Here is a 26,753-nt window from a genome sequence, read left to right on the forward strand (position 1 = left end):
TCAGCCGGCGAACACCTGGCGCAGGTAGGCGAGGTAGGAGTCGTCGTCGCTCATCGTCTTGCTCGGATCGTCGCTGAGCTTGACGACCGGCTGGCCGTTGCAGCGGAACATCTTGATGACGATGTTCAGCGGCTCGGGGCCGAGGTCGTTGGTGAGATTGGTGCCGATGCCGAACGACAGCCGGCAGCGGCCGCGGAAGCGCTCGTGCAGCTCGACGATGCGCGGGAAGGTCAGCGCATCGCTGAACACCAGCGTCTTGCCGGCCGGGTCGACGCGCTGCGCCGCGTAGTGCGCGAGCAGGCGCTCGCCCCAGGCGAACGGATCGCCGGAATCGTGGCGCGCGCCGTCGAACAGCTTGCAGAAATACAGATCGAAGTCGCGCAGGAAGGCGGCCAGACCGTAGGTGTCGGACAGCGCGATGCCGAGGTCGCCGCGGTATTCGTGCGCCCAGCGCTCGAACGCGAAAGTCTGCGCGTCGCGCAGGCGCGGGCCGAGCGCCTGGCAGGCCTGCAGATACTCGTGACCCATGCTGCCGAGCGGCGTCAGGCCGTGACTCATCGCGTGGCGCACGTTGCTGGTGCCGGCCAGGCGCGCGCCGAGCGTGGTCGACAGCGTTTCGATCAGCTCGTCGTGCCACTGCAGCGAGTAGCGGCGGCGCGTGCCGTAGTCGGCGATCCGGCAGCCGGCGTCGGTGCGCGCGGCGAGCAGCTGCATCTTGTCGCGCAGGCGGCGGCGGCCCTCGTCGAGCGCGGGCTGCGGCTGCTGCCGGCGGAACCAGGTTTCGTTGATGATCGCCAGCAGCGGGATCTCGAACAGGATCGTGTGCAGCCACGGTCCGCGCACCACCAGCTCGATGCCGCCGCGTTCCTGCGGCGCGGCCGCCAGATGCACGTACTTCTCGTTGAGATGGAACAGACCGAGAAAGTCGACGAAATCGCTGCGGATGAAGCGCAGGCCGCGCAGGTAATCGAGCTCCGCGTCGCTGAAGCGCAGCGCGCACAGCGCGGCGATCTGCTCGCGCAGCGCCGGGATGCACGGCGACAGGTCGACGCCGGGCGTGCGGCACTTGAAGCGGTACTCGACCTCGGCGGCCGGGAACTGATGCAGGACGACCTGCATCATCGTGAACTTGTACAGATCGGTGTCGAGCAGCGAGGGGATGATCATGGCGCCACGATAGCGGCGCGCCCGGGCCGCCGCCACGGGCGCCGACCGCCTGATCGGCAGATCCGACCGCTGATCGCGAGTCCTCTCAGGTTTTCGCGTCAGGCGCCGCAATCTGCGCAACGGGGGAGTAGCGCAAGCGAGGTGGGTGGGATGAACGGGTTCGCGTCCGCGGCCGGTCTGGCGCTGTTGCCGCACGGCTATTGCCTGGCCTGGGATCCGACGCTGGTCGTCACGCACGTCGTGTCCAGCGCGCTGATCGCGCTCGCCTACTATTCGGTGCCGCTCACGCTGCTGGTTTTCATCCGCCGCAATCCGAGCCTGCACTTCAACAGCATGTTCGGCATGTTCAGTCTGTTCATCTTCGCCTGCGGCACCGGGCACCTGCTGGACATCGTCAGTCTGTGGGTGCCGGTCTACCGGCTGGAGCTGTCGGTCAAGGTCGTCACCGCCGCCGCCTCGCTCGCCACCGCGGCGCTGCTGTGGCCGCTGCTGCCGAAGGCGACGGCGCTGCTGCGCTTCCATCGCGAGACCGGCGACACGCTGCGGCGCCTGAATGCCGAGCTGGGCGAGAGCCATGCCGCGCTCGCCGAGAGCAACGAGCGTTTCCGGCTGACGCTGCAGAACGCGCCGATCGGTCTGGCGACGGTGAGTCTCGACGGCTCGTTCCTGAGCGCCAATCAGGCCTTGTGTGAAATGCTCGGCTACGCCGAAGGCCAGCTGCTGGCCAAGTCCTTCCGCGAGATCACGCACCCGGATGATCTGGCGCAGGACGAGCTGTGCATCAGCCAGCTGCTGTACGGCGAGCGCAGCAGCTACCGGCTCGAAAAGCGCTACCTGCACCGCTTCGGCTACGTCGTGCACATCCAGCTCGATGTCTCGCTGCTGCGCAGCGTTGACGGCCGGCCGCTGCAGTTCATCGCCCAGATCCAGGACATCACGCACCGCCTGCGCCAGACGCGTACGCTGGAGCAGCACGCGTCGACCGACGAGCTGACCGGCCTGCCGAACCGCCGCGCCTTCGTCGCCGCCGCCGCGCGCGAGCTGATCCGCGCCACGCACAGCGGTGCGCCGCTGGGGCTGGTGATGCTGGACCTCGATCACTTCAAGGCGGTCAACGACCGCTACGGCCACGCCGCCGGCGACGGCGTGCTGCGCGCCGTGAAGGACGTGGTCCAGCCGCTGCTGCGGCCGGGCGACACGTTCGCGCGGCTCGGCGGCGAGGAGTTCGCGGTGCTGCTGCCGCAGTGCGAGCCGGCGCAATGCGCGGCGCTGGCCGAGCGCCTGCGCGCGGCGATCGCGTGCGCGGCCTGGACCGATCTCGGCGACGGGGCGCTGGCCATCACGGCTTCGCTCGGCGTCTGCAGCGCCGGGCGCGGCGACGAGCTCGAACGCGTGCTGGAGCGCGCCGACCGCGCGATGTACGCGGCCAAGCGCGGCGGCCGCGATCGCGTCGTCGTCGCCAGCGGCGCGGCGAGCGAATCGATGCCGGATTACTCGGCGTAGATCATCTTGCGCGTCATGCCGCCGTCGACGACCAGCGACTGGCCGGTGACGAAGCCGGCCTGCGGCGAGGCGAGAAAGGCGACCGCCTGGGCGATGTCGTCGACCGTGCCGACGCGGCCGACCGGATGCTGCGCGCGGTCGACATCCCGCTGCGCGACTGCGCGTCGCCGCGCCGGCTTCTGCTCGGCGCCGGTTTCGATCCAGCCGGGGCAGATCGCGTTGACGCGGATCGCCGGGCCAAGGCTGATCGCCAGCGCGTGCGTGAACGACAGCAGGCCGCCCTTGGCGGCGGCGTAGGCCTCGCAGTCCGGCTCCGACTGCAGGGCGCGCGTCGAGGCGATGTTGACGATGGCACCGCCGCGCTCGCGCAGGCCCGGCACCGCGGCGCGCGTGCATAGGAAGGCGCCGGTCAGGTGACTGTCCTGCCAGCGCCGCCAGCCGGCGAGCGAGAGCGCTTCGATCGGCCCGCTGTGCGGATCGGCGATGCCGGCGTTGTTGACCAGCAGGTCCGCGCCCGCCGGCTGAGCGGCACCGCGCTGCCAGTCGGCGAGCGTCGCGAACGCGGCCGCGACCTGCGCCTCGTCGCCGACGTCCGTCTGCAGGCCGAGCAGCGGCGCGCCCGGATGCTGTGCGGCGAGATCGGCGAGCGCTTCGGTGTCGAGATCGAGCGCGGCGACGCGCCAGCCGGCGCCGAGGAAGTGGCGGACCAGGCCGCGGCCGATGCCCTGCGCGGCGCCGGTGACGATGACGAGCTTCTGCATGCCGGATGCTCCGCCGTGCTGCGGGAACGGCGCGGCGGACGCCGCGCACGAGCCCGCGATTCTAGGCGGCCTCGGCAAAGGCGCCTACATCGCGAAGCCGGGTCGCCGTCGTGCGCCGCAGCGGTCCCGCGGGGCACGACGCCGGCGGCGGCTGTGGATCGCCACGGCCGCTGCGCGGCCTCGCGATGACGGTGTTTTTCAGAGCGGCCCCAGGGACGGGCAACGTGCGAGAGTCGCGGGTAACAGGAAACAGGAAACAGGAAACAGGAAACAGACAGCAGAGAGCAGAGAGCAGAGAGCGGTGGCGGCCGGGCGCTACGTCGGCATGCGCGCCGTACAAAAAAGGCACCGCCCGCGAGTCGCGGGCGGTGCCGGGTTGCAGCCGGCGCAGGCCGCTTGTTACGAATTCGCTTGCGGCAGGTTCGTGGGCTTGCGCGTCCAGCTGAACGGACCGAAGGCGCCGCTGCCGGCCTTGTCGTCGGAGGCGGCGGCGTTCGCGGCTGGATCGATGCTGAGCTTCAGCCATTCCAGCGGCGCGCTGCTGCCGTGCACGACCAGACGATGGAAATTCTCGACGTCCGCGGACGAGGACCGGTTGCCGGACTGGTTGGCGTAGGCGTCGTCCGTGCAGGCGATCTCCGACGGCGCGGCTGAATCCTCGGTCACGCAGGCGGCGCCGCTCTTGAGCGGATTGTCCGAGCGGTAGCCGTGCGAGTCGCCGTTGACCAGCAGCACCGGCTTGCCGAAGCCGGCCGTGAGCGTGGCGATCTTGTCGAGGTACGGCGCATAGCCGGCGATGTGCGCCGCGGCCTTGCCGTCCAGATCCCACATGTCGGCCTGGGTCAGGATCAGCACCGCCTGGTCCTTGTGCTCGGTCGCGGTCTTGAACGCGTAGTCGATCCAGCGCAGCGCCGCCGCGGTGCGGCCGGCGACGTCCTGCTGCTGGGCCGGGCTCATCGACGGGGCGCCGTACCAGGGGTCCGTGCCGTTGTTGGAGCCGCCCGGAATGTTGACCGAGACGACCAGCGCACCGCCGCGTTCGAACCAGACGTTCTCGGCGTACGCATTGTCCGCCGGATGCGCGGTGTCGTATTCGTCGGCCTGCGAATGGACGTCCATCGTGCCGCCGAAGGCCTTCTCCGGGCTGGCGAAGAAGATCGAACGCACGAGCTGCAGATTGGCCAGCGGATCTCCGCCCGCGTAGTCCACCAGCTTGCCGTTGCCATCGACCACGTAATCGATCGACCCGGTGGCGGTGTTGTAGCTGCCGCCGCCTTCCTTGACCTTGTGGCAGTCCGCCCATTCGTTGTCGCCGGGCGTGTAGACCAGCGGCGCCTTGAATGAAGTCCACAGATCGTAGATCGACTGGTTGTAGGCCTCGGTGCAGTACTGCTTGCCCGAGTGCGTGTCGCCGGCGTGCAGCACGAGCGAGACATCCGCATCGGCGTTGATCGCGGCGATGAACTGCGGATAGACGTCGAACTGCGCGGTATCGGTCGGCGAGGTGCCGTAGGGCGAATCGCCGATCGCGGCCAGCACGGCCTTCTGCGGGGCGTCGTTGCCGCCGCCGGAGCATCCGCAAAGAATGGCGCTTGCGGCGACCGCGATGGAAAGGGTGGTAAAGCGCATCCCGATGATCTCCTCGGCTGTTGGCGTCGCCCCGCGCGCCAGGGCGGCGGCAGGTGAGCGAGCGGAAACGGGACCGGGAGTATTGAAAGCTTTTATGACGTCAGGCTGACAAATCTATTTCCATGCGCTGACGGAAGCCGGAGGCGCTGCCGGCACTTCGGCTTAAGGACCCGCTGAAAACGCATCCATTGTCATGGCGAAGCGCCGTCGGCGACGAAGCGATCCCGCGATGCACGACACCGGTGGCGTCCGGATCGCCACGGCCGCTGCGCGGCCTCGCGATGACGGCGTTTTTCAGGCCTGCCTCAATGCCGCGCGGCCTCGCGACGACGGAATGCCTCAGCGCTTCCTCAAGCACCGCGCGCGAACCGGCCGGGCGAGACGCCGACCTTCTTGCTGAAGGCGACGCTGAAGGCGCTGGCCGAGCCATAGCCCACGCGCTCGGCGATCTCCGACACGTTCAACTCCCGGCGCCTGAGCAGATCCTTGGCGATCTCCATGCGCCACGACAGCAGATATTCCATCGGCGCCATGCCGACGATCCGCGTGAAGCGCTCGAAGAAGCTCGTTCGCGAAAGCGCCGCGGCTCGGGCGAGCTGGTCGACGGTCCAGGAGCGGGCGAGCTGCGCATGCATCAGCTTCAATGCAACGGCGAGCCGTTCATCGCCGAGCCCGCGCAGCAGGCCGGGCGGCGCGCCGCCGGCGGTCGTCGCGCGCATCGCTTCGATGAGCAGCATGTCGACGAGCCGCGACAGCATGAACGCGCTGCCGGGCCGGCGGCCGTCCGATTCCTCGCCGACGAGCCCGACGAGCTGCGTCAGCCGCGCCGAACCCCGCACGTGCACGATGGTCGGCAGCAGCGCCACCAGCAGACGCGGATCGGCGCAATCGAACGTGAACGCGCCGCCGAGCGAACGCATGTCGGGTGTGCCGCCGGCCATGCCGTAGCGCAGCTCGCCGCCGCCGGCGACCTGATGCGGATCGAGATGCACGGGCGGCGCCGGCGCGAAGCTGGAGATCGTGAAGGCCGGCGTCGTCGGCAGCAGCACGAAATCGCCGGCGCTGATCGTCACCGCCTCGTGGCCGTCGACTGCGAGCCGGCAGTCGCCGTCGAGCACGATGCAGAAACTCGGCTGCCCGTACTCGGCGTAGCGCACCGCCCAGCTGCCCTTGCCGCTGATGAGGTTGGAGAACACCGCGCGCGGACGCAGCAGCTGGACCACTTCGGACAGCGGGTCGCTCATCCGGACGATCGCTAAATAAATATGGACGGATAATTGTCGATCATCCGGGTTCGGCTGCCTACCATCGTCTCCGCTGCATCAATCACAAACGCGGAGTGCGACATGAAAACGGTATTGATCACGGGCTGCTCGTCCGGTTAAGGCCTGGCCACCGCCGGGCATTTTCTCGCGCAGGGCTGGAAGGTCATCGCGACCATGCGGACCCCGCGGCAGGACCTGCTGCCCGCGTCGGAGCGGCTGCGCGTCGTTGCGCTCGACGTCACCCGGCCCGAAAGCATGGCGCAGGCGCTGCAGGCCGCAGGCCCGATCGACGTGCTGGTGAACAACGCCGGCATCGGCCTGCTCGGCGCGTTCGAGGCCACGCCGATGGCCACCGTGCGCGAGATCTTCGAGACCAACACTTTCGGCGTCATGGCGATGTGCCAGGCCGTCCTTCCGCAGTTCCGCGAGCGCCGGGCCGGCACCATCGTCAACGTCACGTCCAGCACGACGCTGGCGCCGTTCCCGCTCGTCGCCGCCTACACCGCGAGCAAGACCGCCATCGAAGGATTCTCCGCGTCGCTCCAGCGCGAGCTCGGCGCCTTCGATATCCGCGTCAAGATCGTCGAACCCGGCTACGGTCCGTCAACGAGCTTCGCCGCCAACGGCCAGCAGCGCATGCAGGGCCTGATCCCACCGCCGTACGAGGCCTACGCCCACGAGGTGTTTGCCGGCTTCTCGCGAGTGGAGTCGGTGACGCAGGCCAGCGACGTCGCCGAGGCCGTGTGGCGCGCCGCCAACGACCTCTCCGGCCAGCTGCATTTCCCGGCCGGCGCCGACGCCGTGGCGCTGGTGCGGAACCGTCAGCGGGCTTGAGGGTGCGACAGCAGCCGGACTCACGCGCCCGCCGGCCGCGCCGGCGATGCGGAGTGCCCAGGTGCCGCTCGATCGCATCGCCGACAGCGAGGTGACGGTGCTGATCCAGAGCGAAGGCAGCACCGGCAAAGCGGTGGCGGCGCGATCTCCACGAGGGCCCGCGGCGATCGCGCACATCGCCGAACAGCCGCCGTCCGCATTGCGCGATCTGCCGGTCGATTTGCAGGCCGACGGCGATCGGGCCGTGCTCAGGCTGTCGGCGCCGATGCCTGGCGCCGAGCCGGCCGATGGCTTCGGCTGGATCGGCGCGATGCCGACCGGTCTTGCGCTCTGCGACGAACCTGCGCTGCTGCTCGATGACGAGCCCGTGCCGCCGAGTCTGGTCGCGGAGGGGCCGGAGCTGCGCTTCGAGCGCGTCGCATGGCGCCGCAGCTCAGCTTCCATCGCTGGCGCAGCGATCGGCCGGATCGGCGCGGTTGCCGGCTGGGCGTGGCCATGCCTGCAGCCGCGCGTCCGGATACCGGGGCGGCGTTTGCGCGAGCAGCGGCGTGTCGCGGGCGCGCAGATGGCGGTCGAAGAAGGCGAGCACGTAGGTCGCGACGATGCGCTGCAGGCGCGTCGTCGAATCGCCGCCGGTCAGCAGCGCGCGCTTCGACGGTGGCCCGTCGTCGCCGAGGTCGGCATGCCCGGCGCCGCGCAGCACCAGCAGATAGCCGCCGTGGCGCGCGAAGTGCGCGAGCGCGCGCTCGTAGTCCTCCTGCGTGAGCTGCGCGCGATAGCGGATCTCGGCATCGGCCGACGCGAGCGCGGCGGCGGACGGCAGGGCATCGTCGCTGACCAGCAGATACGGCTGTGCCACGCCGTCGCGGCCGGCCTCGGCGAACTGCCAGCCGTCGAGATTGACCGCTGCCTTGAAGCGCGCGTCGCGGCACGCGGCCTGCGCCGCAACGGCGCCGCCGAACGAGTAGCCGAAGATGCCGGCGCGGCGCAGGTCGAGCATGGCCCTGAACGGGCTCGGCGGCGTGCCCGCGTCCAGCGCGGCGAGCCCGTCGAGCACGGCGCTGGCATCGCGCGCGTGCTCGCGGACCCGGGCGTCGGCGCGCGCGAGGCTGGCGCGATACGTGGCCGCCGATGAGAAATCCATGAACGCTGTCGCTGCGCGGCCTGTCGCCGCCGGCGGGTAGATGACGGTGACGACGGCATATCCCTGGCTCACCAGCGCGGCGATCAGACGCCGGTTCTGGATGCTCGTCTCGGGCCAGCCGGAGAAATAGAGCAGCACCGGGAACGGGCGGCCCGCCGCTGCCGGTGGCGCGTCGACGAGCGCGCCGGGCGCGCTGCCGCTGAGCGCGTCGGTCCAGCGGCGCGGCGCGCTCGGATACCAGAGTCGGACGTCGGCCGACGCGGTTGCGGCCGGCATCCGCAGCGACAGACGCGAGGTGCCGACCGCGAACGGTCCGGCGGCGCGCGCCGTCATGCCGGCGCCGCGCCACAGAAAGGCGACGAGCGCCAGGGCCGCGAGCAGAGCGACGGCATATCCGCTCATGTCGCGGATGATCGTCGGGGGCCGTCGTTCGGGCGAGCGCTGTTCCATCGGCATCCGCGCGTGACCGTGGCCGCGTGGTCTACGATGCCGCGGCGCTGCGAAAATAGAAGCCGCTGTACGCGTCGATGCGGTATCGCGGATAGCCCGGAATGCGGCAGCCGAGATCGGCGTTCTCCCAGGCGTCGACCCGCCGATAGCCGAGCCGCTCGATGCGTTCGACGAAGGCGTCGCGATTGAACAGATGCATCGGACAGATCGACGGACCGATGTTCTGCAGCGTCACGGCATCGGGCGCCGCGCATGCCGGCAACTTGTTGATCAGCAGATGCGGTGGCCGTCGCCAGGCGGCCTCGAGCGCCGCATAGGGCGTCTCGATGTAATGCAGCGATCCCGCCGCCAGCAGGACATCGGCGTCGGCGAGACGCTCGAGGCCGGTCGTGAACTGCAATGCGGCGTCGCCTTCGCGCTTGGCGATGCGGCGCCCCAGTTCGACCACCGCCGGTACGTCGCTGACCATCCAGACGCAGCCCGGCGGGTACTGCAGGAAGCGCCGGTAGGCGTAGTAGCTGATGCCGATATTGCCGCCCCAGTCGAGCAGCAGACGCGTGTCCGGCAGCAGACGGCTGAGCCACAGCAGCACCGGATAATCGGAGGCGAACACGCGGAAGCGATCATGGGCGACGCGCCCCGCCGCCTCGGCGTGGTCATAGCCTTCGAGACGCTGCGGCGGAATATCGCGACGTGCCGCCGCGAAGCTGGGATAGAGGCCGCGGAACAGGCGGACCGGCGCCGTGCAGCGGTTGAATCGCTGCGCATAGACGCGCTCCGTCAGCGCCCGCATCCAGCCGATGCCGGCACTCGCATCCACCGCGCGCGAGAACAGCCGCGGCATCCGCTGCGGCGGTGGCGCGGCCGGCGCAGCCTGAGAGTGATCGTCGGCGAGCTTCATGGGCGTCACGGGCAGACAACAATGGCCGGGGAGGTTCGCCCGTCGCCCCGCGTGCCACCGTGCGCCACCCCACGCAGCGGGCGCGCTTTGCGCCGCCCCGGACATCGCGACTGCAAAAGCTGATGTCCGAGCGGACAGCGGTCAGCGCCCGCCGGCGAAGTCCGCTGTCTCCGCGCCGCCGGTCGAATGGTCTATCGCGCGCGCCGCATCTTCGCGATTGCAGGAGGAACGACGGTCCGCGCCGGTTGCGTCACCGCCGCTGGTCTCGGGCTGGACGTCGGAACGCCGAAGTTTGAAGGCGTTTCAAAACTTCCATTCCCGCCACGCGGGCGCCGCTGTGCGGGAGTGGTGGGCCCAGCAGGACTCGAACCTGCAGCCAAGAGATTATGAGTCGGGCAGCGAGACGCACCATCACGACGGATTCGTCATCGCGTAAACCATGTCGCCAACAAACCGCTTGAACGACTCGTTCTCGACGAACTGCTTGTAGACCTGCGTGTCGTCCTTCAGGAGGATCTGCATGACCTTGCCCAGCGCCAGGTCATGCGCCATTCGGGCGGTGTGGGGCGTGTTGTCCCGCGCGTTGCGGTAGGCCGCATCGGCTGCGACCTTGGGCGCGATGTCGTCGCGGATGCGCTTGGCGACCCGGTCGGTGTCGGAGAATAGTGTTCCGAACTGCTCGTTGAAGGTGCTCAGGATATTGCTCAGCCGATCCAGCTCGGGCTCGGCCTTGCGGCCGGCGGCATCCGTCGGAACTGGCTCGATCTCGGCTTCGACATCAGCGAGTGCGATCTTCTGAATCGCCTTCTTCTCGACCCGATAGCTGTCCATGTCGATGGCTTCCAGGATGCCCTTCGACAGATCCTCTTCTTTCGGTGCCGGCAGCTTCGGTAGCAGCAGGTTCAGCAGAATCGACAGACGCTCCCAGCCGGGGTTGTTGTATGAGATGACCGAGGACAGGAAGCTGTAAGTGCGGCAGAACACTTTGGCCTTGCTCTTGAATTCGACCTGCTGGTCTTCGTCGAGCTGCGCGAGGTACACCGCGACACAGGTATCGAGAATAGGGTCCAATTGATCACGCTCCGCACCACCTAGGAATAGCGCCACGAACTTCTGCACCTGCTCGGGCGAGTAAACCTGTGCACCGTCGAGCGCGGTCTTCAGATCGTGCAGCTTGTTCGGATCCGTCTCGTCGGCCAGCAGCGTGGTGCGGTAGTAGTCCTGAAACGCCTGTGTGACGCCATCGATGTTGTTCTGAAAGTCCAGCACGAAGCAGTCGTGCTTCTGCGGGTGTGCGCGGTTTAGGCGCGACAGTGTCTGCACAGCCTTGACCCCTGACAGCGCCTTGTCCACGTACATCGTGTGCAGCAGTGGCTCGTCGTAGCCGGTCTGGAACTTATCGGCGCAGATCAGGAAGCGGTACGGGTCGTTCTGGATCTTGTCCGCGATGTCGTTGCTCGGGAAGCCGTTGAGCGAGGCCTCGCTGACCTTGGCCCCGTTGAACTCGTGCTCGCCGGAGAACGCCACGATCGCCTGGTACGGGCTCTTGCGCTCGACCAGATAGGCCTTGAACGCGTTGAAGTACTGAATCGCCCGCTCGATGCCGCTGGTGACCACCATCGCGCGCGCCTGGCCGCCGATCTTGCCCGCAGCGAGTACGTGGTCATGGAAATGATCGACCATGATCTCGGCCTTGAGGCGAATCGCGTGGTTGTGACTCTCGACGTAGCGACGGAGCTTCTTGTTCGCTTTCTTGGTGTCGAACTCCGGGTCGTCTTCAGTCTTCTTGACCAGCTTGTAGTAGCTGTCGACCGGCATGTAGCTCTTCAGTACATCGCGGATGAACTCCTCCTCGATGGCCTGCTTCATCGTGTAGCTATGGAACGGCCGATGCTTGACCTTGCCTTCCGCGTCCGGCGGCAGCGCCTCGCCGAATATCTCCAGCGTCTTGTTCTTCGGCGTGGCCGTGAACGCGAAGTAGCTTGCGTTGGTCAGCATCTTGCGCGCCGCCATGCGTGCTTCCAGTGCCTCGTTGATGGCGTCTTCCGGGTCCTTCTCCTCTGTTTCGTCGCCAGAGGAACCCGCGAGTGCCGCACTCATCGCGGCGGAGGTCTTGCCGCCCTGGCTGGAATGCGCCTCGTCGATGATGATCGCGAAACGCTTGCCGGCGTCGAGTGCGATCTCGTCGAGGATGAACGGGAACTTCTGCACCGTGGAGACGATGATCTTCTTGCCTTCCTGGATGAAGCGACGCAGATCACCCGAGCGCTCCGCATGCCCCACCGTCGCGCCCACCTGCATGAAGCCCTTAATCGTCTTCTGGATCTGATCGTCGAGGATGCGACGGTCCGTCACCACGATCACCGAATCGAACACCTCGGCGTGGTCGCGACGCAGGGCGATGAGCTGGTGTGCCAGCCAGGCAATCGAGTTCGACTTGCCGCTGCCCGCCGAGTGCTGGATCAGATAGCGCCGACCCGCACCGTGCGCGCGAGCGTCGGCCAGCGATTTGCGCACCACGTCCAGCTGGTGATAGCGCGGCCAGACCTGCACGCGCTTCTTGCGGCCGGTCTTCGAGTCCTTTTCCTCGACGACCTGCGCGTAGTTTTCGAGGATGTCCGTCAGTCCGTTACGGGTCAGGATTTCCTTCCACAGGTAATCGGTCTTCAGGCCGTTCGGATTCGGCGGGTTTCCAGCGCCATCCTGCCAGCCCTTGTTGAACGGCAGGAACCACGAGCCCTTGCCCTTGAGGTGCGTGCACATCCGCACCTCGCTGTCGTCTACCGCGAAATGCACCGCGCAGCGACCGAACTCGAACAGCTTCTCGCGCGGGTCGCGATCCCGGCGGTACTGCTCCACCGCATCGGCCGCGGTCTGCTTGGTCAGGCTGTTCTTCAGCTCGAACGTCGCCACCGGCAGGCCATTGATGAACAGGCCCAGATCCAGCGCGCGACGGGTCTCGTCGCTGCTGTACGCCAGCTGCCGGGTGATCGAAAACCGGTTCTTGCTGTGCAGCAGAGCCGCCTTCTCGTTTCCGGCGGACGGCGTGCCGTAGAACAGATCGAAATTCAGCGGGCCGTGCGCCAGCCCCTTGCGCAGCACATCGATCACGCCGCGCTTGCCAATCTCGGTGGACAGGCGCGTCAGGAACTTGAGCCGGTTGATGTCCTTGGGGTTGCTGGGGTCGGCCATCTCCAGCTTCTTGAACATTTCCGGCTGGGTGACGTGCAGAAAGGCGAACAGCTGCGCCACGTCCAGCGCCTGTGCGCGGTCGTAATCCTTCGGGCTGCCCGCCAGGTAGCCGCCGCTGCCGTAGGCCGGGGCATCCTCTGCCGCTTTGCCGGCCGGCACGGACAGGCCATCGGTGCCCGTCATGTACCGCATGATCAGGGTCTCCAGGCCCTTTTCGCTGGTGTCGATGCTCAAACGCCGTCTCCTCGGTGCTCCATCAACCACCCATCAACCAAGAGGGGATTCCTAACTACCTGTTTTTGCTGGCCCCACCCGGCGCCATCACCCCGTACCCTAAGCGCCCATCAACCACCCATCAACCAAATCCGCTCCCCCTGATCATGCCCAGAACGGCAGATAGGCCCGGAGCTTGTCGCCGACCTCTGGGTCGACCAGCCGAATCTTGCCCGCGTCCAAGGCCTCACGAATCAACCGTGACGCCGCAGCCTTGTTCCTTTCTTCGATCCCGAAGCGCTCGCGTACCGATCCATTGGTCATCGGCTGCCGCATCTCGTGGCGCAGGCAGGCGTGCAGATAGCAGGCGCGAACACGGTCCGCCTTGCTCATCTCCGTCAGGGATTTGTGTGCGAACAGCACGGTTCGCGTGAACCCTGGCGGAGCTTCAAACAGGGGAGCGGGCAACTGGTAAAACTCCACCTCGAAGACCACCTTGTCGATGCCGCTGCCGCGCTCCTCGCAAATCCGGAAGCGGCGCATCAGCGAGGCCAGGGCCTCGTTGCGGGACTTGGGCGGCGTATCCACGAAGCGCTGCGTATCCACCAGCGGCTCGCCGGGGTTGGTGATCTCGATGCGGTCCTCGAAGATTTCGATCATCGGTCCCGCGCCGGTCACGAAGAAGTCCTGATGGATCAGCGCATTCGCCACCAGCTCGCGAACCGCCAGCTCGGGGAACATCGGCACCGTACGACGTAGAGCTTGGCCGATGATCTCGTTCGATGGCAGCAGGCCGTTGATGTAGCCGATCAGTCCCTCAAAGCCGCTGGCGTAGCCCTTGCCGCCCACCTGTTCCTTCAGCGTCTCGACCCGACTCTTGCCCCGATACTGAATCACGCGTGCCGCCTTGCGGCGCAGGCCAGGAAAGTCCTCCAGCCGCTTCGCGAACAGCACAGCACCGAGATTGGTAACGCACCAGCCGCCCGCCTCGCAGGTCTCTATCAAACCATCGTCTGACAGGGCCTCAATGATGGCGTCCCGGTTCGCTGGCAAAGGCCGTTCGAGTAGATCGAAGTAAGCCGGGTAATCCAATAGCCGCAACACCTCTTCGGCCTGAACCCGCTCCATCGCCGTGCCGCGCTCGAACGGTGTTTGGTCGAACACCCGCCACAACTCACGCTCGCGATCCGGCGCGTCTTTGAGCGGCTTCTTCACCGCCCCAATGCGGATGAACGCCTCGTTTTGAAAGCGCAGCGGATGCCGGAATGCCGCGCCGATCTCCAGTAATACGACCGGCTGACCGTCCAGAGTTAGTTCATGGAAGCGGAAGTGAATTTTCGGCACGAGCATCCGCAGCAACCAGGTTTCCAGCGGCTCGTTGCTCTTCTTCGCGGCAGAGGGCGAGAAGCGCGTGCCAACCACGCGATGCGTGCCGTCTTCGATACCCCAGATCAGATACGCGAACGCCTTACCGCTGTATGCCGCCGCGTTGGCCAGTGCCGACAGGTACTCTCCGATCTCCTGCGGGTCCGAGTTGTTGCCTTTGAACTCAAGCCACTCCGTCTCGCGCGGCAGCTTGCACAGCTCCCGCACCAGGCCAGCAAGGTATTCCGGAGTACGATCGGACGTCATACAGCAGCGTCCTCGGCTTCAGCGTCGAGTTCGTCCACGATCTCGGCCTCGTCTTCGACGGCTTCAGGGGCTACTTCAGCGGGCAGCTGCGCCGCTGCATCGCGCACGTCCAGCTTGCCGGTGACGATATCGGCGACGAGGCGGGTCCGATATTCGCGAAGGAGTTCGATTTCGCGTTCGAGGCGGGAGATGGTCACATCAATCGGCCGCGACTCAGTTTCTACGAAGGAGACGATGCGTTCCTGCTCGTCGACCGGACACCAGAGCAACGGAAGCCCTGTAACTTGCCCTAGTCGAAGGTGCCCTACCGTGCTTCCGTTCACCTCGATTTCGATATAGCGCCGAACGATAGGTCCATAAATGCTGTGCAACAGGAAGTTCGCATTCAGCGCCGCCGTGTCGGGCCGAAAATACATCATCCGTTGACCCATGCACAGGTTGCCCAGATTAGGCACAAGGCAGGCCTCTCCTACTGGTGCCTCACGGGTAAAGAAAACATCTCCCTGTCTAGGCGCACCGCGCTGCGTCCAGATCGCGTAGTTGCTGCGATCTGTTGGAAAGGAGCCCTTCGGATTAAATCGACCATTCCGAATGTTTGTTGTGCGTACGACTGTGTAATCCCCTCCGTCCACCAACTCAGGAGTTCTGTTCTTGCAGTCGATGATCGCTTTGCAAAGTTGCTTGGCGCGCCTAACTTCCCAATGATGCGGAATATCCCCGAGCCACGGAATGCCGGAGGGCTTGAGGGGAACATCGGGATCGAGGCCGCGGGTCACAACGCGATGGATGATCGCTTGCTTCTGCTCGTTCAGCAGCGCAATCACCTTGCGCTTGGCCCGAATCGCCCGATCCAGCCGCCCGTTCGCCCAGTCCAGAAATCGCACAATCGCCGCCTGCTCCGCCTCCGGCGGCACCGCGACCGGCATCCGCTTGAAGTGTGAAAAATCGAGGTTCTGACGCAACCCAGAGCCGTAGCCATAGATCGCCTTGCTTGCATCCCAGACATTTAGGAATTGGAATCCGAACTCCGGCAGGACATCCGGCTTCACATGCAACGCGAGGTAAGCGGATGTGATGATCCCACGATCACGAACTATCCCGACTCGAAGGCTGGTGTGATCGTTTTGCAGGTCTGTCGTGCGAAGTACAAGGTCGCCAGGATTGACGATCTGATACGTCTCGAATGATTCCGGCACGAGCCCCCTCAGTTTCTCGGGCGGCTTGATGATGATTCGTCCGTAGCTCAGAGAGAGCACGGTTTTTTCTTTCATCCCCCGATTCAACTCACGGTTCGGCTCATACGCCCCGAACGCCGGCCTTAGGTCCCAGTGCGCGGGAACCTGTCCCAACCACGGCAGCCCCGCGTCCTTGTAGTCAGAGTAGGGCTTGAGATCGCCAATCACGCCGACACCTCTTTGGCGATGGCCCGCACAATTCTTGCGCGTGCTAGCGCTCGTTCAACGAGCAGCCTCTCTTCACCGGTTTGCGTCAGCCACTCCAGAAAGCGCTGAACGCCGTGGCGTGTGGTGGTCTCGTCACGGCAGTTGGTAACAAAAGCGAATTGCACCTTCTGCACCGGGTCAGCCGCGAAGATGCCGAAGGGTGCGGCAACCAGCGTCGCATCGGGGAATCCAAGCAGCTTGGCGGCCTGACTTTCGGTTGCTGTCTTGTGGCAGGCGATCAGATGTACCGGCCCACCACGCTTGCCGGTCAGAGCCGCGACCGACTGATGGTCCCGCAGGAAGGGCTGCCCGACCCGCTCGCGCGCCGCCGCGACGCTGAGCGCGGCTGGAATCGCATGAACCTCGACGAGCACGTCGTGCTTGTTGAGACGGACAAACAGACTGCCATCGCTCTCTGACGATCCTGTGCGGGCCGCGAGCGTGCCTCGCGCTGCGTGGATCATGGCCGTTTCACGGCTCGCAAAGTCCAGACGGGACCAATCTAGGGCCGCACCGCTATGGAACTTGCCTTTCGCCGCTTCGCGGACGCCTGCTTGTGTGAGGCTGATGACGGCATCGTGGAGTGCATCGTTCACGCGCGCCTTGAGATCATCAATCGTCTTGACTGGCGCGCCGCGGAACAGGCTCTGGGTTTGCACGTAGTCCTGAAACCGCTTGTTGCGTGCGCCTTCATCGCCGGTGCTCGGCGAATTTGGTCCTAGGTCAATGAGGCGGATCTTGGCAGGCGCGGTAGCTAGACCAGTCATCAGCTCCGTGTGGCAGATGCCAATCTCGCCGCCGGTCTGCGCCCAGCCCGCGTTGCCGTTGCTGAGCACCAGAAGGATGTCGCAATCCTTCACTGCTTCGATGCAGGTGTCCCAGGAGTCCCACGTGCCGCCCCGCGGCGGCGCGTCCTCATTGATCCAGACTTCGAAAGTCGGCTTGCCGGCCACTTCCATCGCCTCGATTTCGCGCTTCAGCATCTTCCGGATGTCTGTGAGCGTGGTGGACTTCTGCCCTGCGGGAAACCAGTCGTTGCAACGACTGGAGATCATCACGCGCAGCTTGCTCGAATTCGCCATGTTCAGACTTCCAGCTGGAGCAAGCCGTCGAGCAAGCCTTCCGCTTCTTTCTCGATGGCGAGAATGTCCGCACTGATCTCAGCGAGCGTGCGTAGCGGCTTGGGTTTGTAGAAGTGCCGCGTGAAACTGATCTCGTAGCCGATCTTGGTGGCGTCTTCGTTGATCCAGGCGTCCGGCGTGTATGGCAGCACCTCGCGACGGATGAAGGCTTCGATGCCGCCTTCTGCCAGCAGCGGGACTTGCTCGGTGTCGCGCAGGTCGGAATCTGGTTCGTATTCGACGACGGCGGGTTTCCCGTCTACCGTCTTCTCGTACAGGCCCCGCATCGGGTCGGCGGCGACCTTGCCGGGCTTGTGGATCTTGGCGATCACTGGCGGAGCGGATTCTTCGCGCCAGCTCACGGCCTTGAGGATCGCCTTGAGATCGGCGGCAGGGATCTTCTCATCGGCCTTCTTCAGAACGGCCGCGACGCGATCCCTGAAGATGTTGTGGTCATCGAACAGGTTCCCGCCCAGTTCGGTGCGTAGCAGCATCGCGATCTCGACCAGTCTTGCGTCGCGGGACCAGGTCTTCGGGTCCAGCAGTTTCTTGCGCTTCTTCTCAGGCAGGCCCTTCTTCGCACTGCCGTCCTCGTCCTCGCCGTCGTCATCATCGGTGCCCCATTCAGCCAGGCGCCTTTCCAGGGACGCTTCGATGGTCGAGAACTGCTTCGTCAGGGCGTCGCCAAACTCTTCGAAGAGCTGTGCACGGATGTCCTCGTCGCCAGAGGCGTAGCGCAGGGTTTCGATGGCCTGCAACGTGAGCTGGCTGTGTAGTCGGAGCGGCCGCTCCACCGTGACCTTCCAGTAGCCGAAGGCTTCATTCTGGAAGATCTTCGACTCTGGGGTTTCCTTGAAGGTGAGGAAGGTCTGCGTGATGCGCTCGATGTCTTCCGGGGATAGCTCGCAGTTCTTCTTGCCCAGATTCTTGCGCAGAGGCTTGAACCACCCGCTTGCGTCGATCAGCTGGACCTTGCCGCGGCGGTGCTCGGGCTTGCGGTTGGTCAGTACCCAGATGTAAGTCGCGATACCGGTGTTGTAGAACAGATTTAGCGGCAGGGCGACGATGGCTTCCAGCCAGTCGTTCTCGATGATCCAGCGGCGGATGTTGCTCTCGCCCTGGCCGGCGTCGCCGGTGAACAGAGAGCTGCCGTTGTGGACCTCGGCGATGCGGCTGCCCAGGGCGGATTTACCGTTCATCTTAGCCGCCATGTTGGCGAGGAAGAGCATTTGCCCGTCACTCGACCGGGTCACCAGCGACAGCTGCTCATCGCCATGCGTCACCCGGAAGCGCGGGTCGCGCATATTGTCCTTGCCGCCCATTGCCTCCAGGTCTTTCTTCCAGCTCTTCCCGTAGGGCGGGTTGGCGAGCATGAAGTCGAATTCCTGGGCCGGGAAGGCGTCGTGCGCGAGGGTTGACCACTCCGCGCCGCCGACGATGTGCTCGGCGTTCTCGCCCTCGCCCTTGAGCAGCATGTCCGCCTTGCAGACGGCGTAGGTCTCCGGGTTGATTTCCTGGCCGTAGAGCAGACTACGCACTTGCTGGCCGTGTTTTGCCGCGATCCGGGTCAGCGTGTCCTCGGCCACCGTCAGCATGCCGCCGGTGCCGCAAGCGCAGTCGTACAGCATGTAGGTGCCGGACTTGATCTGCTCCTCGATCGGCAGGAACACGAGGTTGGCCATCAGGCGGACGGCGTCGCGCGGCGTCCAGTGCTCGCCGGCTTCCTCGTTGTTCTCTTCGTTGAACTTGCGGACCAGCTCCTCAAACACCGTGCCCATGGCGTGGTTATCGATGCCCGCCGGGGAGAAGTCGATCTCGGGATCCAGGAACTTGGCGATCAGCGTGCCGAGCGAGTCGGAGCGGGACAGGGTGGGCAGCTGATTCCTGAACTTGAAGTTCTCCAGGATGTCCTGGACGTTCTGCGAGAACCCGTTGAGGTAGTCCTCGAAATCCGCCAGCAACTGCTGCTGGCTGCCGCGGGATTTCAGGTCACGCAGGGTGAACTTGGAGGTGTTGTAGAACGCCTGCCCGGCGGCATCGCACAGCGCCGCGCGCTGCTCCGTGATGCCGGCTTCGTCGAGCATCTTCTTGGTGTCGAGCACGGCCGCCTTCGTGGGCTCAAGCACCGCATCCATGCGACGGATGACGCACATCGGCAGGATGACGTCGGGGTACTTGCCGCGCTTGAACAGGTCCCGCAGGACATCGTCGGCGATGCCCCAGATGAAGGAAACGATCTTGTTGTGGGTCGCCTGATCCATGTATTCGTACTTGGATGATTTTCTTGATTTATTTGTAGCTTCAGCTACGAGATATCGGACGCTTTAGGGCGTCGGCGATGTGATGGATGTCCTGCAGACAGAGCGATTTACTTCTGCCGCAGATGCTCGAAGACGCGGATCAGCCGCTCCGAGGTGAGCGACGTGTCGACTTCGACGGGCAGTGCTTCTGTGCGCTTGGCGTCCGGCCCTATAGTTTTTTGCGATGAGATCCTTCATCGCACGGCTTTCAAGCGCAAGGTCGGCGTACATCCGCTTGAGCTGCGACAGCTCGGCTTCCAGCTCCTTGGTCCGCTTCAGATCGGAGGCTTCCATGCCGTCGTATTTCGACTTCCAGCTGTAGTACATCGGCTCGCTGATCCCGGCTTTGCGGCAGATATCCTTCATCACCATGCCGGCGTCAGCCTGCATCAAGATCGTGATGATCTGGGTTTCGGTAAAATGCGACTGCTTCATGATGCCTCCTGGCAGCTACGATGCCAGAAAGCTCTGGTTACGAGTTGTCACTCAGGTGGGGAGGATTACGCTCTGTCTGGTGAGCCCAATCCTCGGCATCACGCTTGAGTCGAAACGTCTTCACCGTGACAGGCCATCCGGTCTTTCGGATGACGGCCTTCCACTTCCGAGATTCCGTTTGAACGATGGCTGCCATCGTGCGTGTCTAGATGCTGCTGTGCTCCGGAACTGTACCGAAACAGTACCGGGACGGGATTTTCTAGGTTATTGGTGGGCCCAGCAGGACTCGAACCTGCAACCAAGAGATTATGAGTCCTCTGTGCATCTGTCAGCAAGAGGGTCATTCCCCGCCAAATTCATCATAACTGCATGAATAAAAGCACTTTAATTCCTGCCGTCAAATCTGAGAGCATCGGCAAGAACCCTTAAAATCCGTTACTTGCCGGAGCCATCACGGAGCCATAAGATCACATGGCCCCCATAGAGATGGCCCATGAACACTGAAGCACGCCCCACCATCACCAGGGCTTTCCTTGAGAAGCTAGATACTGCCAGCGACCGGCAGGCAGATGCTATCTACAGGGACGCCAAGCAGAAGAACTTTGGCGTGCGGGTGTCGCCCGGTGCCATCAGCTTCTTTGTGCAGCGGAAGATGGGGGGCAGCACCTCCGTCAAGCGCACGCTGGGCAGCTACCCAGCCATGACAGTGGAGGAAGCCAGAAAGAAGGCCGCCGTGTGGCTCGGCTGGATGGCCGAAGGCATCGATCCCCTACTGCGCATCAAGCAGCAGCAGGCGGCCACCTTGGCAGCTCAGGAGAAGAGCCGGCGAACCTTTGGCAAGGTTTTCTTGGACTACGCTTCCATCAAGGCAAGCAGCAGCGCCGCCCTGACCATCAGGGATCGGGAAAAGACAGCGCAGAAGCTCCAAGCCTTAAAGCTGTGGCACATGCCGTTCGATGAAATCAAGATCGAAACGGTTGAGCGTGACTTGGCACCTCAGTTTGAGAAACACCTAGCTACCGGCTGGCGCATCTATCGCTATAGCAGGGCTGCATATGCGTTCGAGGCCGAGAAGCTGCAAATTTCAGGCAATCCATTCTCTCTGTGGCGCAAATGGAAAAGACCCCAGCTAGTTCAGCGTCGAGAAGAAATCCTGCCAACAGGTGAAGCGGCAGGCCAAGCATGGCTCAAGGCACTGATGAAGCTTCGAGATGATCCAAGGTTCTCGGTCAGTGTGACCGCTGACTACCTGCTGTGCCTGCTGCTGTGGGGTGGCAGAAAGACAGAAACGCAGAAGCTCACGACCAGTGATATCGACTTCAAGAACGCCGTGGCCGTGTTTCGGGGAAGGAACACCAAAAACAAGCGAGACCACTTTTTCCCTCTGACCCCTTGGGCCGTAGAAATTGTGAAGGCTCGCATTGAAAAAAATGGAGACAGAGAGGGTGATTGGGTGTTCGCATCACGTGTAGCAGGCAAGTCCCTTGTAGACGTCAGGAATGTGCTGGGAATGCTTGCCAAGGAAAGCGGCCTCACCATTCGCCCCCATGACTTGAGAAGAACATTTGCCTCTGAACTGGTGGGAGATACAGGGAGCAATCTGTTCCTCGTGAAGTCGGCAATGAACCATGCAGGCATCAATCAAGACGTAACGGTCGGATACTTCGCCATCAAGGCCAAGGTTGATGCACTGAGGCCGGCATATGAAGTCCGAGAAGCACGGCTAAAGCGCTTGTCCGGCCAATCTGACCCAGAAGTAGCTGAACCAGATAAATTACTTTCAGATGTGCAGGCGGCAGCAAATAACCCCCTTCTCAAAGAGAAGCTGTTGGCACTTTTGCAGGGTTCATCCACTTAGAAAAATCAGGGCGACCATGAAAATCATTACCGATGAAAACGTGCTCAAGTGGCAAAAATGCGCCTTGCACGTCTTCAATACAACAAAGTTCAGCACTGCCCCTGATGGCTCATGGGATGCTACAACCGACATGAGTGCTGTACTTGAATTGGATCAGACTGGTTGGGAAATATGGGTGCGGCCGATGCAGCCCATTTTTCTGAAACTGTATAAGAAATTTCAGAAAAAGCTGCCCGTCGAAATGCTGCAGATGGTTGAAATAAATTTTTCGACTGCCTCGATGAATGAAGCCACCGCAGATTATTTGGAGCTTCTGGAGGATTACCGGGCAATGTGCGAAGAAAATATTGAAATGCACATCAATAAGGTACACGTAAAAAGCGCACTATCTGACATTCCTGCTGGCTCCAGCATTTCTCTTCGCAAGATGCTAGAGGAGCAGTTGGGAAGAAAGAAGGCGTCCATTTTTGCCGATTACATCAAAGTGCAAGCTCCAGAAGAAATAAGGAAGGCGCTTCGATGGCTACTGCCCATCTACGATGATTATGACGCAACGATAGATGGCCCAGCGACTACCTTGGATAACTTTATACGAGGCATTGCCGCCCAGACGCTCAAAGAAAATATCGACAAGAAGACTGCAAAGAAGCTCAGGGCACGCGAAACGGAAGAAGGCCCTGCACCAAAGCCCGCCAAAAGAGAGCTGCTATGACCCCAGATAGTCTTGAAATCATTCTGCTTCAACCAGATCAGTTCCCAGACAAGGACGTCGATGAAGCTTTGATCAGGGCGCTACTGAAAAAACATCCTGAAAAATTTCGAGAATTGCTTGGCGGTGGGCAAGCGCTGACTGGCACACTGGAAGTCTTTTTCGATGGCAACGTCTATCAGGTCTGGCATGAGGTAGTCACGGAAGACCCAGGCGATGAATATCTAGGCGTTGAATTCTCGCCGGAAGAAATTGCGGAGGCTAAAGCAGAGTTACAGAACAGCATCATCAAGGCTGATGTGCTGGACAAGCCACACCTGCAAAAGAGCAACCCCAAGAAGAAAGCGGGCCCACTTCTATGAGAAGCGCTTGACGACCAAAAAATTTCCGCAATACTGAGATTGTCTCCCTGATGGCTCCAACCACACAGACAAATCAAAGCCCAGCCCCTCATAGCTCGCAACTTTCGATGGCTGGGTTTTTTGTTGCCCGTTGACTTCCCGGCAAAATCTCATAGCTTGTCATTGCGAGCTATGGGGAAATAAAACTTCCTAATCCCGCAGCAACCAGGTTTGTACGTCCCTAGGATGATGTTCTTTGTCTCGGTTTGGCCTGATTGTGATGTGCTGTAAAAGCGGGGATACCCATGACAGCAACAGAGAAGCCCGAAAGGTCTGCCGCTGTGGTCACTAGCTTTAGATGGATGCTTTGCTTCGCCAGCATGGCATCGGTCGGTAAGCTGGGCCTGTGCAGAAACTAAGGAACCCAGGCGCACCGCAAGGTGAAGAATAGAAAAGGGTCCAAGGTTGCTTGAACCCTGCTTCTGCCAGCAGGGATGGCCGACCTTTGGCTGTCCCTTTTCGGCACAGCCAAACCCTTGCGGGCAAGGCTTCGCTTACTCAGCATGGGTTCAGCCCTTGGAAGCTTTTCCCACTACGGAAGAACCGGACTTGAACAGTGCAAGGCACTGTTCAAGCGGAGGGGGTAGATTTTCACGAGAGTGAAAATCGAGGGGCCAATGCAATGGGCCCCTATAAGATTTTCGGAAATTTTTCCGAACGATTGCAGGCACGAGCTAGCGCTCGTGAGTTGGAGAAAAGCAGGAAATCTGGCCGGCGCATGCGGCCCAAAGAAACACCATCATCAAGGTGGTGCCCGGAGTGGGACTCGAACCCACAACCTGTCGCTAATCTGGCGAAGCAGTCCGAAGGACTGATCGGCTTATAAGGCCGCTGCTCTACCTTTGAGCTATCCGGGCATGCAGATGCACGCACGGACATATGAGGAAGGTATTGGTTGCGATGAGCATGGCAAGATCATGCATTGGCATGCGGCGGCTTACAAGGCCCTTCTAGGGGCAAACTGCGTGCGCCCTATCCAGCAGAACCAAGAAGAAGGTTTCTTTCGCTCGAAAGCCTACGACTCTCATGTCTCCCGACACTCTCAACTCGAAGATGTTGATGTCGGCCGATATCTTGTCTTTAACCTTCTTGATATGGGTTGCAGCAGATTGGGCAATTTTCGCTTCATCTAACTTCGTATAGCCAAAGCCCGTTTTCTTTCCGAGCGAGCCGCCAGACTCGAATATTTTTTGCCAAGTCACTTGGCCGAGTTTCTCGGAAAATGAGCTAAAAGCCTTCAGCTCATCCTTCTCCCACGCGGAAAGACATTGCCATCCATAATCGTAATACTTAAGGGCAATGTACGGAACTTCTACGTTTTTGCTTTTGTGGGGAGAAACGCCAAGAACCTTCGATTCAATATCTGATAGTTTGATTTCGGGTTCGGAATGAATTTTATCCTTGGGAATTTTCTTCATCGGCTAAGGCTTCTTTGTACTTATCCTGGAAGAATTCCTTGATCGAAGCCTTGCTGATAATTGCATTGCACCTTGCTTCTGCTGGCAGCCCATTGCGCGCAGAAATCCAAGGTCTCTCGCCATGTGTCATCGCTTCCAGCTTCTTGGCTGAAATTTCGCCATAAACGTCGTAGACCTGTTCCAGAAGCTCTCTCTCTTCATCATCGAACTCGACGTCAAGCTGCTGAGGTGGGAGGGACTCCCACTTCTTGTCGCGGAAAACATCGAAGACTTCCTGAACCACAGGACCGTGCGCCCAAGCCTGGAAATCTTCTTGCATAAACGGTTTGCCGCGCAGCACCTGAGACCAAGCCTCTGTGTAATACAGAAGCTTTTGAACTTTCAGATGGGTAATGGCGGCGCCAACTTCATCATCAGCATGAGTCCTGTTGATGAGCCATTTCGCCACGTCGATTGCTTTTTTCACGGCACATTTCCTCGCTTACACTAAGTATATCGTTTGGTCAAGTTTCAGTCAATCCTGATGCGGTTTTGGTCGAGTGGTTTTGAGGCGATTTTGTGACGAATGTTCCCGCAAGTTCGGCCCTAATCTCCCCCGTCAATTCATCCGGCCACATACATGGCTTAGGCATGGGATAGTCAGGGTGGGCCATGTAGTACGCATGGTTTTCTTCCAGAACTCGGCGAACCACAGCCAGCACGGCTTCAAGCTCCTTGCTGTCCATCTTCGACTGAAACCCAAGATGATGGCTCTATAGCGGGCTGTTCTACTGACTGCCTGATCTCTTCAGGCTCCGCACTGTAAAACCCCTCAGTCGCTGCCTTGATCCTTTCATCAGAAGGCACAGAAGGCCGTGGCAGCTTCTTTCCGATGGCTAGGTATGGTTTGCCAAGCTCAAGGAATTTTCTGCACCAGGAAGGCTTGTGCGCGTTCCTGTTCATGAGGCAAAGCATGCCTAGCAGCAGATCATCATCCAGTGTATCAAGGCCCATTTTCTCGACCATGCCACCGAGCTTGTAGATGCGCTGATCTCTCACCCTTCGGTCATGTGCCCGCTTTCTGTTTCTCTCGGCCAGCTTCTTCGATGCAAGGCGGGCCTTCTTGTTTTTTAGCTGTTTGGTCAGTCGTTCTATCTGGGCTTCAATTTTCATCGTTCATCTATGGTTCTTGATCCCAAGATGACTCGAAGATGAAAAAGATCAAGGCCGTGGCATCTGTTTCTGCTTCGCAGGGCCAAATCTTGCCTAAACCACATGGCTCACAGGCAAACCCTGCAAAGCCCTATCTAGGTTCTGTGCTTCGGTCACAAACTTCTGAGGCTCTTTCGTGATGACAAGATCAGATCGCCGTTTAGCTCCGGTATTGAGTTCATGAAGCAGTGTGTCTGCCCTGTGCTGAATTCTTCTCAAAACTTTTTTCACATCGTCCACTTCGCTCATAAACCCACCTTAGTAGTTATTTCCCAAGATGACGGACGAGAAAAAAGAGTCAAGCGGGAGGCGCTTTGTTGCCACAATGAATGTGGCCCAAAAATTTGCATTTCTGACTTTTTCTTGTAACAGAGAAAAACCTTGCCGGTCGGTGAAAAGGAGTCACCATATATGTAAGAACCGGAGTTGATCCAAAGAACAAGGGTGGCCCTCAAAAGCCACATCAAAGCGAAGCGTAAAGCGCGGTTATGCAAACGATGAAGCCGTTTGCCCGCGCAAGGGGATGAAGCCCCCTTGACCCCAACAGCAGAAGCGAAAGATTTTCCCTTGTTATTTAGGTCTGCAAAATGGATGGCAATTTATAGGTGTGAGGTCAAAACTTTTTCCCGGTCTGCTGGACATTCAGCGGTCGCAAAAGCTGCCTATCGGGCCAGGGATAATTTTCTGGATGAAGGCACTGGCCTGAGATATGACTACAGCAAACGCCCAGGCCTCGCTCATTCTGAAATCCTGCTGCCCAAGAATTCACCTGCATGGGCCAAGGATCAATCCACCCTTTGGAACCAGGTCGAGAAAACAGAGAAGCGCAAGAACTCCACGGTCGCGCGTGAATTCCTGATCGCACTGCCTCATGAACTCAGCCCAGAACAGAGGATTGAACCGCCCCGACTATCTCGGAGGCTCCACTCTTTGAGAGGATGGAGCTATGAGCAAGAAGCAGACGCGGTATTCACCGGAGGTCAGGGAGCGCGCGGTGCGGATGGTATTCGAGCACCGTGGCGAGCACGGATCGCAGTGGGCGGCGATCCAGTCGATTGCGGCGAAGATCGGCTGCGAGGCCGAGACGCTGCGGCTGTGGGTTCGCCGGCATGAGCGGGACCACGGGCTGCGGCCCGGCGTGACGACGGCCGAGCAGGACCGGCTCAAGCAGCTGGAGCGCGAGGTGC

At 62.0% G+C, this 26,753-nt stretch carries 21 protein-coding genes, 1 tRNA gene and 2 pseudogenes; 7 read left to right on the top strand and 17 right to left on the bottom strand.

The features are described from left to right. The gene (gene pncB, locus H149_RS0116290) at window positions 1-1,167 is read right to left on the bottom strand and encodes a nicotinate phosphoribosyltransferase (RefSeq protein ID WP_020650836.1); all 1,167 of its coding nucleotides are present in this window, start codon (window positions 1,165-1,167) and stop codon (window positions 1-3) included. 150 nt (window positions 1,168-1,317) lie between these two features. Between pncB and H149_RS22370 the strand changes: the two genes are divergently transcribed. Then, window positions 1,318-2,670 carry a GGDEF domain-containing protein gene (locus H149_RS22370; RefSeq protein WP_020650837.1) on the top strand — a complete coding sequence of 451 codons (1,353 nt, stop codon included), beginning with the start codon at window positions 1,318-1,320 and terminating at the stop codon, window positions 2,668-2,670. Here H149_RS22370 and H149_RS0116300 read toward each other — a convergent pair. From H149_RS0116300 to H149_RS0116310, 3 genes are all read right to left on the bottom strand, one after another. After that, window positions 2,658-3,431 (bottom strand): SDR family oxidoreductase, encoded by a 774-nt coding sequence (locus tag H149_RS0116300; protein WP_020650838.1) that lies wholly within the window; start codon window positions 3,429-3,431, stop codon window positions 2,658-2,660. The two genes, H149_RS22370 and H149_RS0116300, sit on opposite strands and share 13 nt — an antisense overlap. A 399-nt stretch (window positions 3,432-3,830) precedes the next feature. Further along, on the bottom strand, window positions 3,831-5,060 hold the full coding sequence (locus H149_RS0116305; RefSeq protein WP_020650839.1) for a metallophosphoesterase: 1,230 nt from the start codon (window positions 5,058-5,060) through the stop codon (window positions 3,831-3,833). 350 nt (window positions 5,061-5,410) lie between these two features. Further along, window positions 5,411-6,304, bottom strand: a complete 894-nt coding sequence (locus H149_RS0116310; RefSeq protein WP_020650840.1) for an AraC family transcriptional regulator — start codon at window positions 6,302-6,304, stop codon at window positions 5,411-5,413. A 144-nt stretch (window positions 6,305-6,448) separates the two neighbouring features. On the opposite strand from H149_RS0116310, the gene H149_RS21415 reads away from it, so the two are divergent. Continuing rightward, window positions 6,449-7,159 (top strand): SDR family oxidoreductase, encoded by a 711-nt coding sequence (locus H149_RS21415; RefSeq protein ID WP_281167596.1) that lies wholly within the window; start codon window positions 6,449-6,451, stop codon window positions 7,157-7,159. Between the two features lie 433 nt (window positions 7,160-7,592). On the opposite strand, the gene H149_RS0116320 is transcribed toward H149_RS21415, so the two are convergent. The 8 genes and pseudogenes from H149_RS0116320 to H149_RS24120 all read right to left on the bottom strand — a co-directional run. Continuing rightward, entirely contained in the window at window positions 7,593-8,705 is a 1,113-nt protein-coding gene (locus H149_RS0116320; RefSeq protein ID WP_169518368.1) for an alpha/beta hydrolase family protein, read from the bottom strand. Between the two features lie 79 nt (window positions 8,706-8,784). Then, entirely contained in the window at window positions 8,785-9,654 is an 870-nt protein-coding gene (locus H149_RS22375; RefSeq protein WP_020650843.1) for a TIGR04325 family methyltransferase, read from the bottom strand. Between the two features lie 411 nt (window positions 9,655-10,065). Then, entirely contained in the window at window positions 10,066-13,080 is a 3,015-nt protein-coding gene (locus tag H149_RS0116330; RefSeq protein WP_020650844.1) for a type I restriction endonuclease subunit R, read from the bottom strand. Between the two features lie 144 nt (window positions 13,081-13,224). Then, the gene (locus H149_RS0116335) at window positions 13,225-14,691 is read right to left on the bottom strand and encodes an ATP-binding protein (protein WP_020650845.1); all 1,467 of its coding nucleotides are present in this window, start codon (window positions 14,689-14,691) and stop codon (window positions 13,225-13,227) included. Beyond that, window positions 14,688-16,094 carry a restriction endonuclease subunit S gene (locus H149_RS0116340; protein WP_020650846.1) on the bottom strand — a complete coding sequence of 469 codons (1,407 nt, stop codon included), beginning with the start codon at window positions 16,092-16,094 and terminating at the stop codon, window positions 14,688-14,690. Before H149_RS0116340 ends, H149_RS0116335 begins: the two co-directional genes overlap by 4 nt. Further along, window positions 16,091-17,215, bottom strand: a complete 1,125-nt coding sequence (locus H149_RS0116345) for a DUF4062 domain-containing protein (protein WP_039749265.1) — start codon at window positions 17,213-17,215, stop codon at window positions 16,091-16,093. The genes H149_RS0116340 and H149_RS0116345 overlap by 4 nt, the downstream gene beginning before the upstream one ends. A gap of 2 nt (window positions 17,216-17,217) precedes the next feature. Next, window positions 17,218-19,515, bottom strand: coding sequence for a type I restriction-modification system subunit M (locus H149_RS0116350; RefSeq protein ID WP_020650848.1), 2,298 nt, complete (start codon window positions 19,513-19,515; stop codon window positions 17,218-17,220). Window positions 19,516-19,731: 216 nt separating this feature from the next. Next, window positions 19,732-19,989, bottom strand: a pseudogene (locus H149_RS24120) (transposase); the annotation flags it as partial. Window positions 19,990-20,482: 493 nt separating this feature from the next. Between H149_RS24120 and H149_RS22880 the strand changes: the two are divergent. From H149_RS22880 to H149_RS23400, 3 genes are read left to right on the top strand one after another with little or no spacing between them, the layout of a single operon-like run. Next, a complete protein-coding gene (locus tag H149_RS22880) occupies window positions 20,483-21,847 on the top strand; it encodes a tyrosine-type recombinase/integrase (RefSeq protein ID WP_083931066.1) in 1,365 nt (454 codons plus the stop codon). Window positions 21,848-21,863: 16 nt separating this feature from the next. Beyond that, window positions 21,864-22,559, top strand: coding sequence for a hypothetical protein (locus tag H149_RS23395; protein ID WP_154654878.1), 696 nt, complete (start codon window positions 21,864-21,866; stop codon window positions 22,557-22,559). Then, complete coding sequence (locus tag H149_RS23400; RefSeq protein WP_154654879.1) at window positions 22,556-22,918, top strand: hypothetical protein; 363 nt, start codon at window positions 22,556-22,558, stop codon at window positions 22,916-22,918. Before H149_RS23395 ends, H149_RS23400 begins: the two co-directional genes overlap by 4 nt. 787 nt (window positions 22,919-23,705) lie before the next feature. Here H149_RS23400 and H149_RS0116370 read toward each other — a convergent pair. From H149_RS0116370 to H149_RS23415, 5 genes are all read right to left on the bottom strand, one after another. Then, window positions 23,706-23,814 (bottom strand) — tRNA-Ile (locus H149_RS0116370). 93 nt (window positions 23,815-23,907) lie between these two features. Then, entirely contained in the window at window positions 23,908-24,375 is a 468-nt protein-coding gene (locus H149_RS23405) for a hypothetical protein (RefSeq protein ID WP_154654880.1), read from the bottom strand. Next, window positions 24,353-24,841, bottom strand: coding sequence for a Panacea domain-containing protein (locus H149_RS22385; RefSeq protein WP_051101888.1), 489 nt, complete (start codon window positions 24,839-24,841; stop codon window positions 24,353-24,355). Before H149_RS22385 ends, H149_RS23405 begins: the two co-directional genes overlap by 23 nt. Before the next feature lie 239 nt (window positions 24,842-25,080). Beyond that, a complete protein-coding gene (gene traD, locus H149_RS22885) occupies window positions 25,081-25,527 on the bottom strand; it encodes a conjugal transfer protein TraD (RefSeq protein ID WP_083931068.1) in 447 nt (148 codons plus the stop codon). A gap of 93 nt (window positions 25,528-25,620) precedes the next feature. Beyond that, on the bottom strand, window positions 25,621-25,815 hold the full coding sequence (locus tag H149_RS23415; RefSeq protein ID WP_154654882.1) for a hypothetical protein: 195 nt from the start codon (window positions 25,813-25,815) through the stop codon (window positions 25,621-25,623). Window positions 25,816-26,157: 342 nt separating this feature from the next. Between H149_RS23415 and H149_RS24425 the strand changes: the two are divergent. Together H149_RS24425 and H149_RS0116375 are read left to right on the top strand one after the other, a co-directional pair. After that, window positions 26,158-26,454 (top strand): annotated as a pseudogene (locus H149_RS24425) (MobA/MobL family protein); the annotation flags it as partial. Between the two features lie 58 nt (window positions 26,455-26,512). Continuing rightward, window positions 26,513-26,753, top strand: a 241-nt coding sequence (locus tag H149_RS0116375; RefSeq protein ID WP_020650852.1) for a transposase, incomplete at its 3' end; no start/stop codon positions are given.

Source organism: Solimonas variicoloris DSM 15731 (assembly GCF_000382285.1).
In the GTDB taxonomy this organism is placed as follows: domain Bacteria; phylum Pseudomonadota; class Gammaproteobacteria; order Nevskiales; family Nevskiaceae; genus Solimonas; species Solimonas variicoloris.

What these genes read in the sequence shown, in the direction of transcription:
- pncB (WP_020650836.1), bottom strand. Translation starts at nt 1,167, where the DNA reads ATGATCATCCCCTCGCTGCTCGACACCGATCTGTACAAGTTCACGATG.
- H149_RS22370 (WP_020650837.1), top strand. Translation starts at nt 1,318, where the DNA reads ATGAACGGGTTCGCGTCCGCGGCCGGTCTGGCGCTGTTGCCGCACGGC.
- H149_RS0116300 (WP_020650838.1), bottom strand. Translation starts at nt 3,431, where the DNA reads ATGCAGAAGCTCGTCATCGTCACCGGCGCCGCGCAGGGCATCGGCCGC.
- H149_RS0116305 (WP_020650839.1), bottom strand. Translation starts at nt 5,060, where the DNA reads ATGCGCTTTACCACCCTTTCCATCGCGGTCGCCGCAAGCGCCATTCTT.
- H149_RS0116310 (WP_020650840.1), bottom strand. Translation starts at nt 6,304, where the DNA reads ATGAGCGACCCGCTGTCCGAAGTGGTCCAGCTGCTGCGTCCGCGCGCG.
- H149_RS0116320 (WP_169518368.1), bottom strand. Translation starts at nt 8,705, where the DNA reads ATGAGCGGATATGCCGTCGCTCTGCTCGCGGCCCTGGCGCTCGTCGCC.
- H149_RS22375 (WP_020650843.1), bottom strand. Translation starts at nt 9,654, where the DNA reads ATGAAGCTCGCCGACGATCACTCTCAGGCTGCGCCGGCCGCGCCACCG.
- H149_RS0116335 (WP_020650845.1), bottom strand. Translation starts at nt 14,691, where the DNA reads ATGACGTCCGATCGTACTCCGGAATACCTTGCTGGCCTGGTGCGGGAG.
- H149_RS0116345 (WP_039749265.1), bottom strand. Translation starts at nt 17,215, where the DNA reads ATGGCGAATTCGAGCAAGCTGCGCGTGATGATCTCCAGTCGTTGCAAC.
- H149_RS0116350 (WP_020650848.1), bottom strand. Translation starts at nt 19,515, where the DNA reads ATGGATCAGGCGACCCACAACAAGATCGTTTCCTTCATCTGGGGCATC.
- H149_RS22880 (WP_083931066.1), top strand. Translation starts at nt 20,483, where the DNA reads ATGAACACTGAAGCACGCCCCACCATCACCAGGGCTTTCCTTGAGAAG.
- H149_RS23395 (WP_154654878.1), top strand. Translation starts at nt 21,864, where the DNA reads ATGAAAATCATTACCGATGAAAACGTGCTCAAGTGGCAAAAATGCGCC.
- H149_RS23400 (WP_154654879.1), top strand. Translation starts at nt 22,556, where the DNA reads ATGACCCCAGATAGTCTTGAAATCATTCTGCTTCAACCAGATCAGTTC.
- H149_RS23405 (WP_154654880.1), bottom strand. Translation starts at nt 24,375, where the DNA reads ATGAAGAAAATTCCCAAGGATAAAATTCATTCCGAACCCGAAATCAAA.
- traD (WP_083931068.1), bottom strand. Translation starts at nt 25,527, where the DNA reads ATGAAAATTGAAGCCCAGATAGAACGACTGACCAAACAGCTAAAAAAC.
- H149_RS23415 (WP_154654882.1), bottom strand. Translation starts at nt 25,815, where the DNA reads ATGAGCGAAGTGGACGATGTGAAAAAAGTTTTGAGAAGAATTCAGCAC.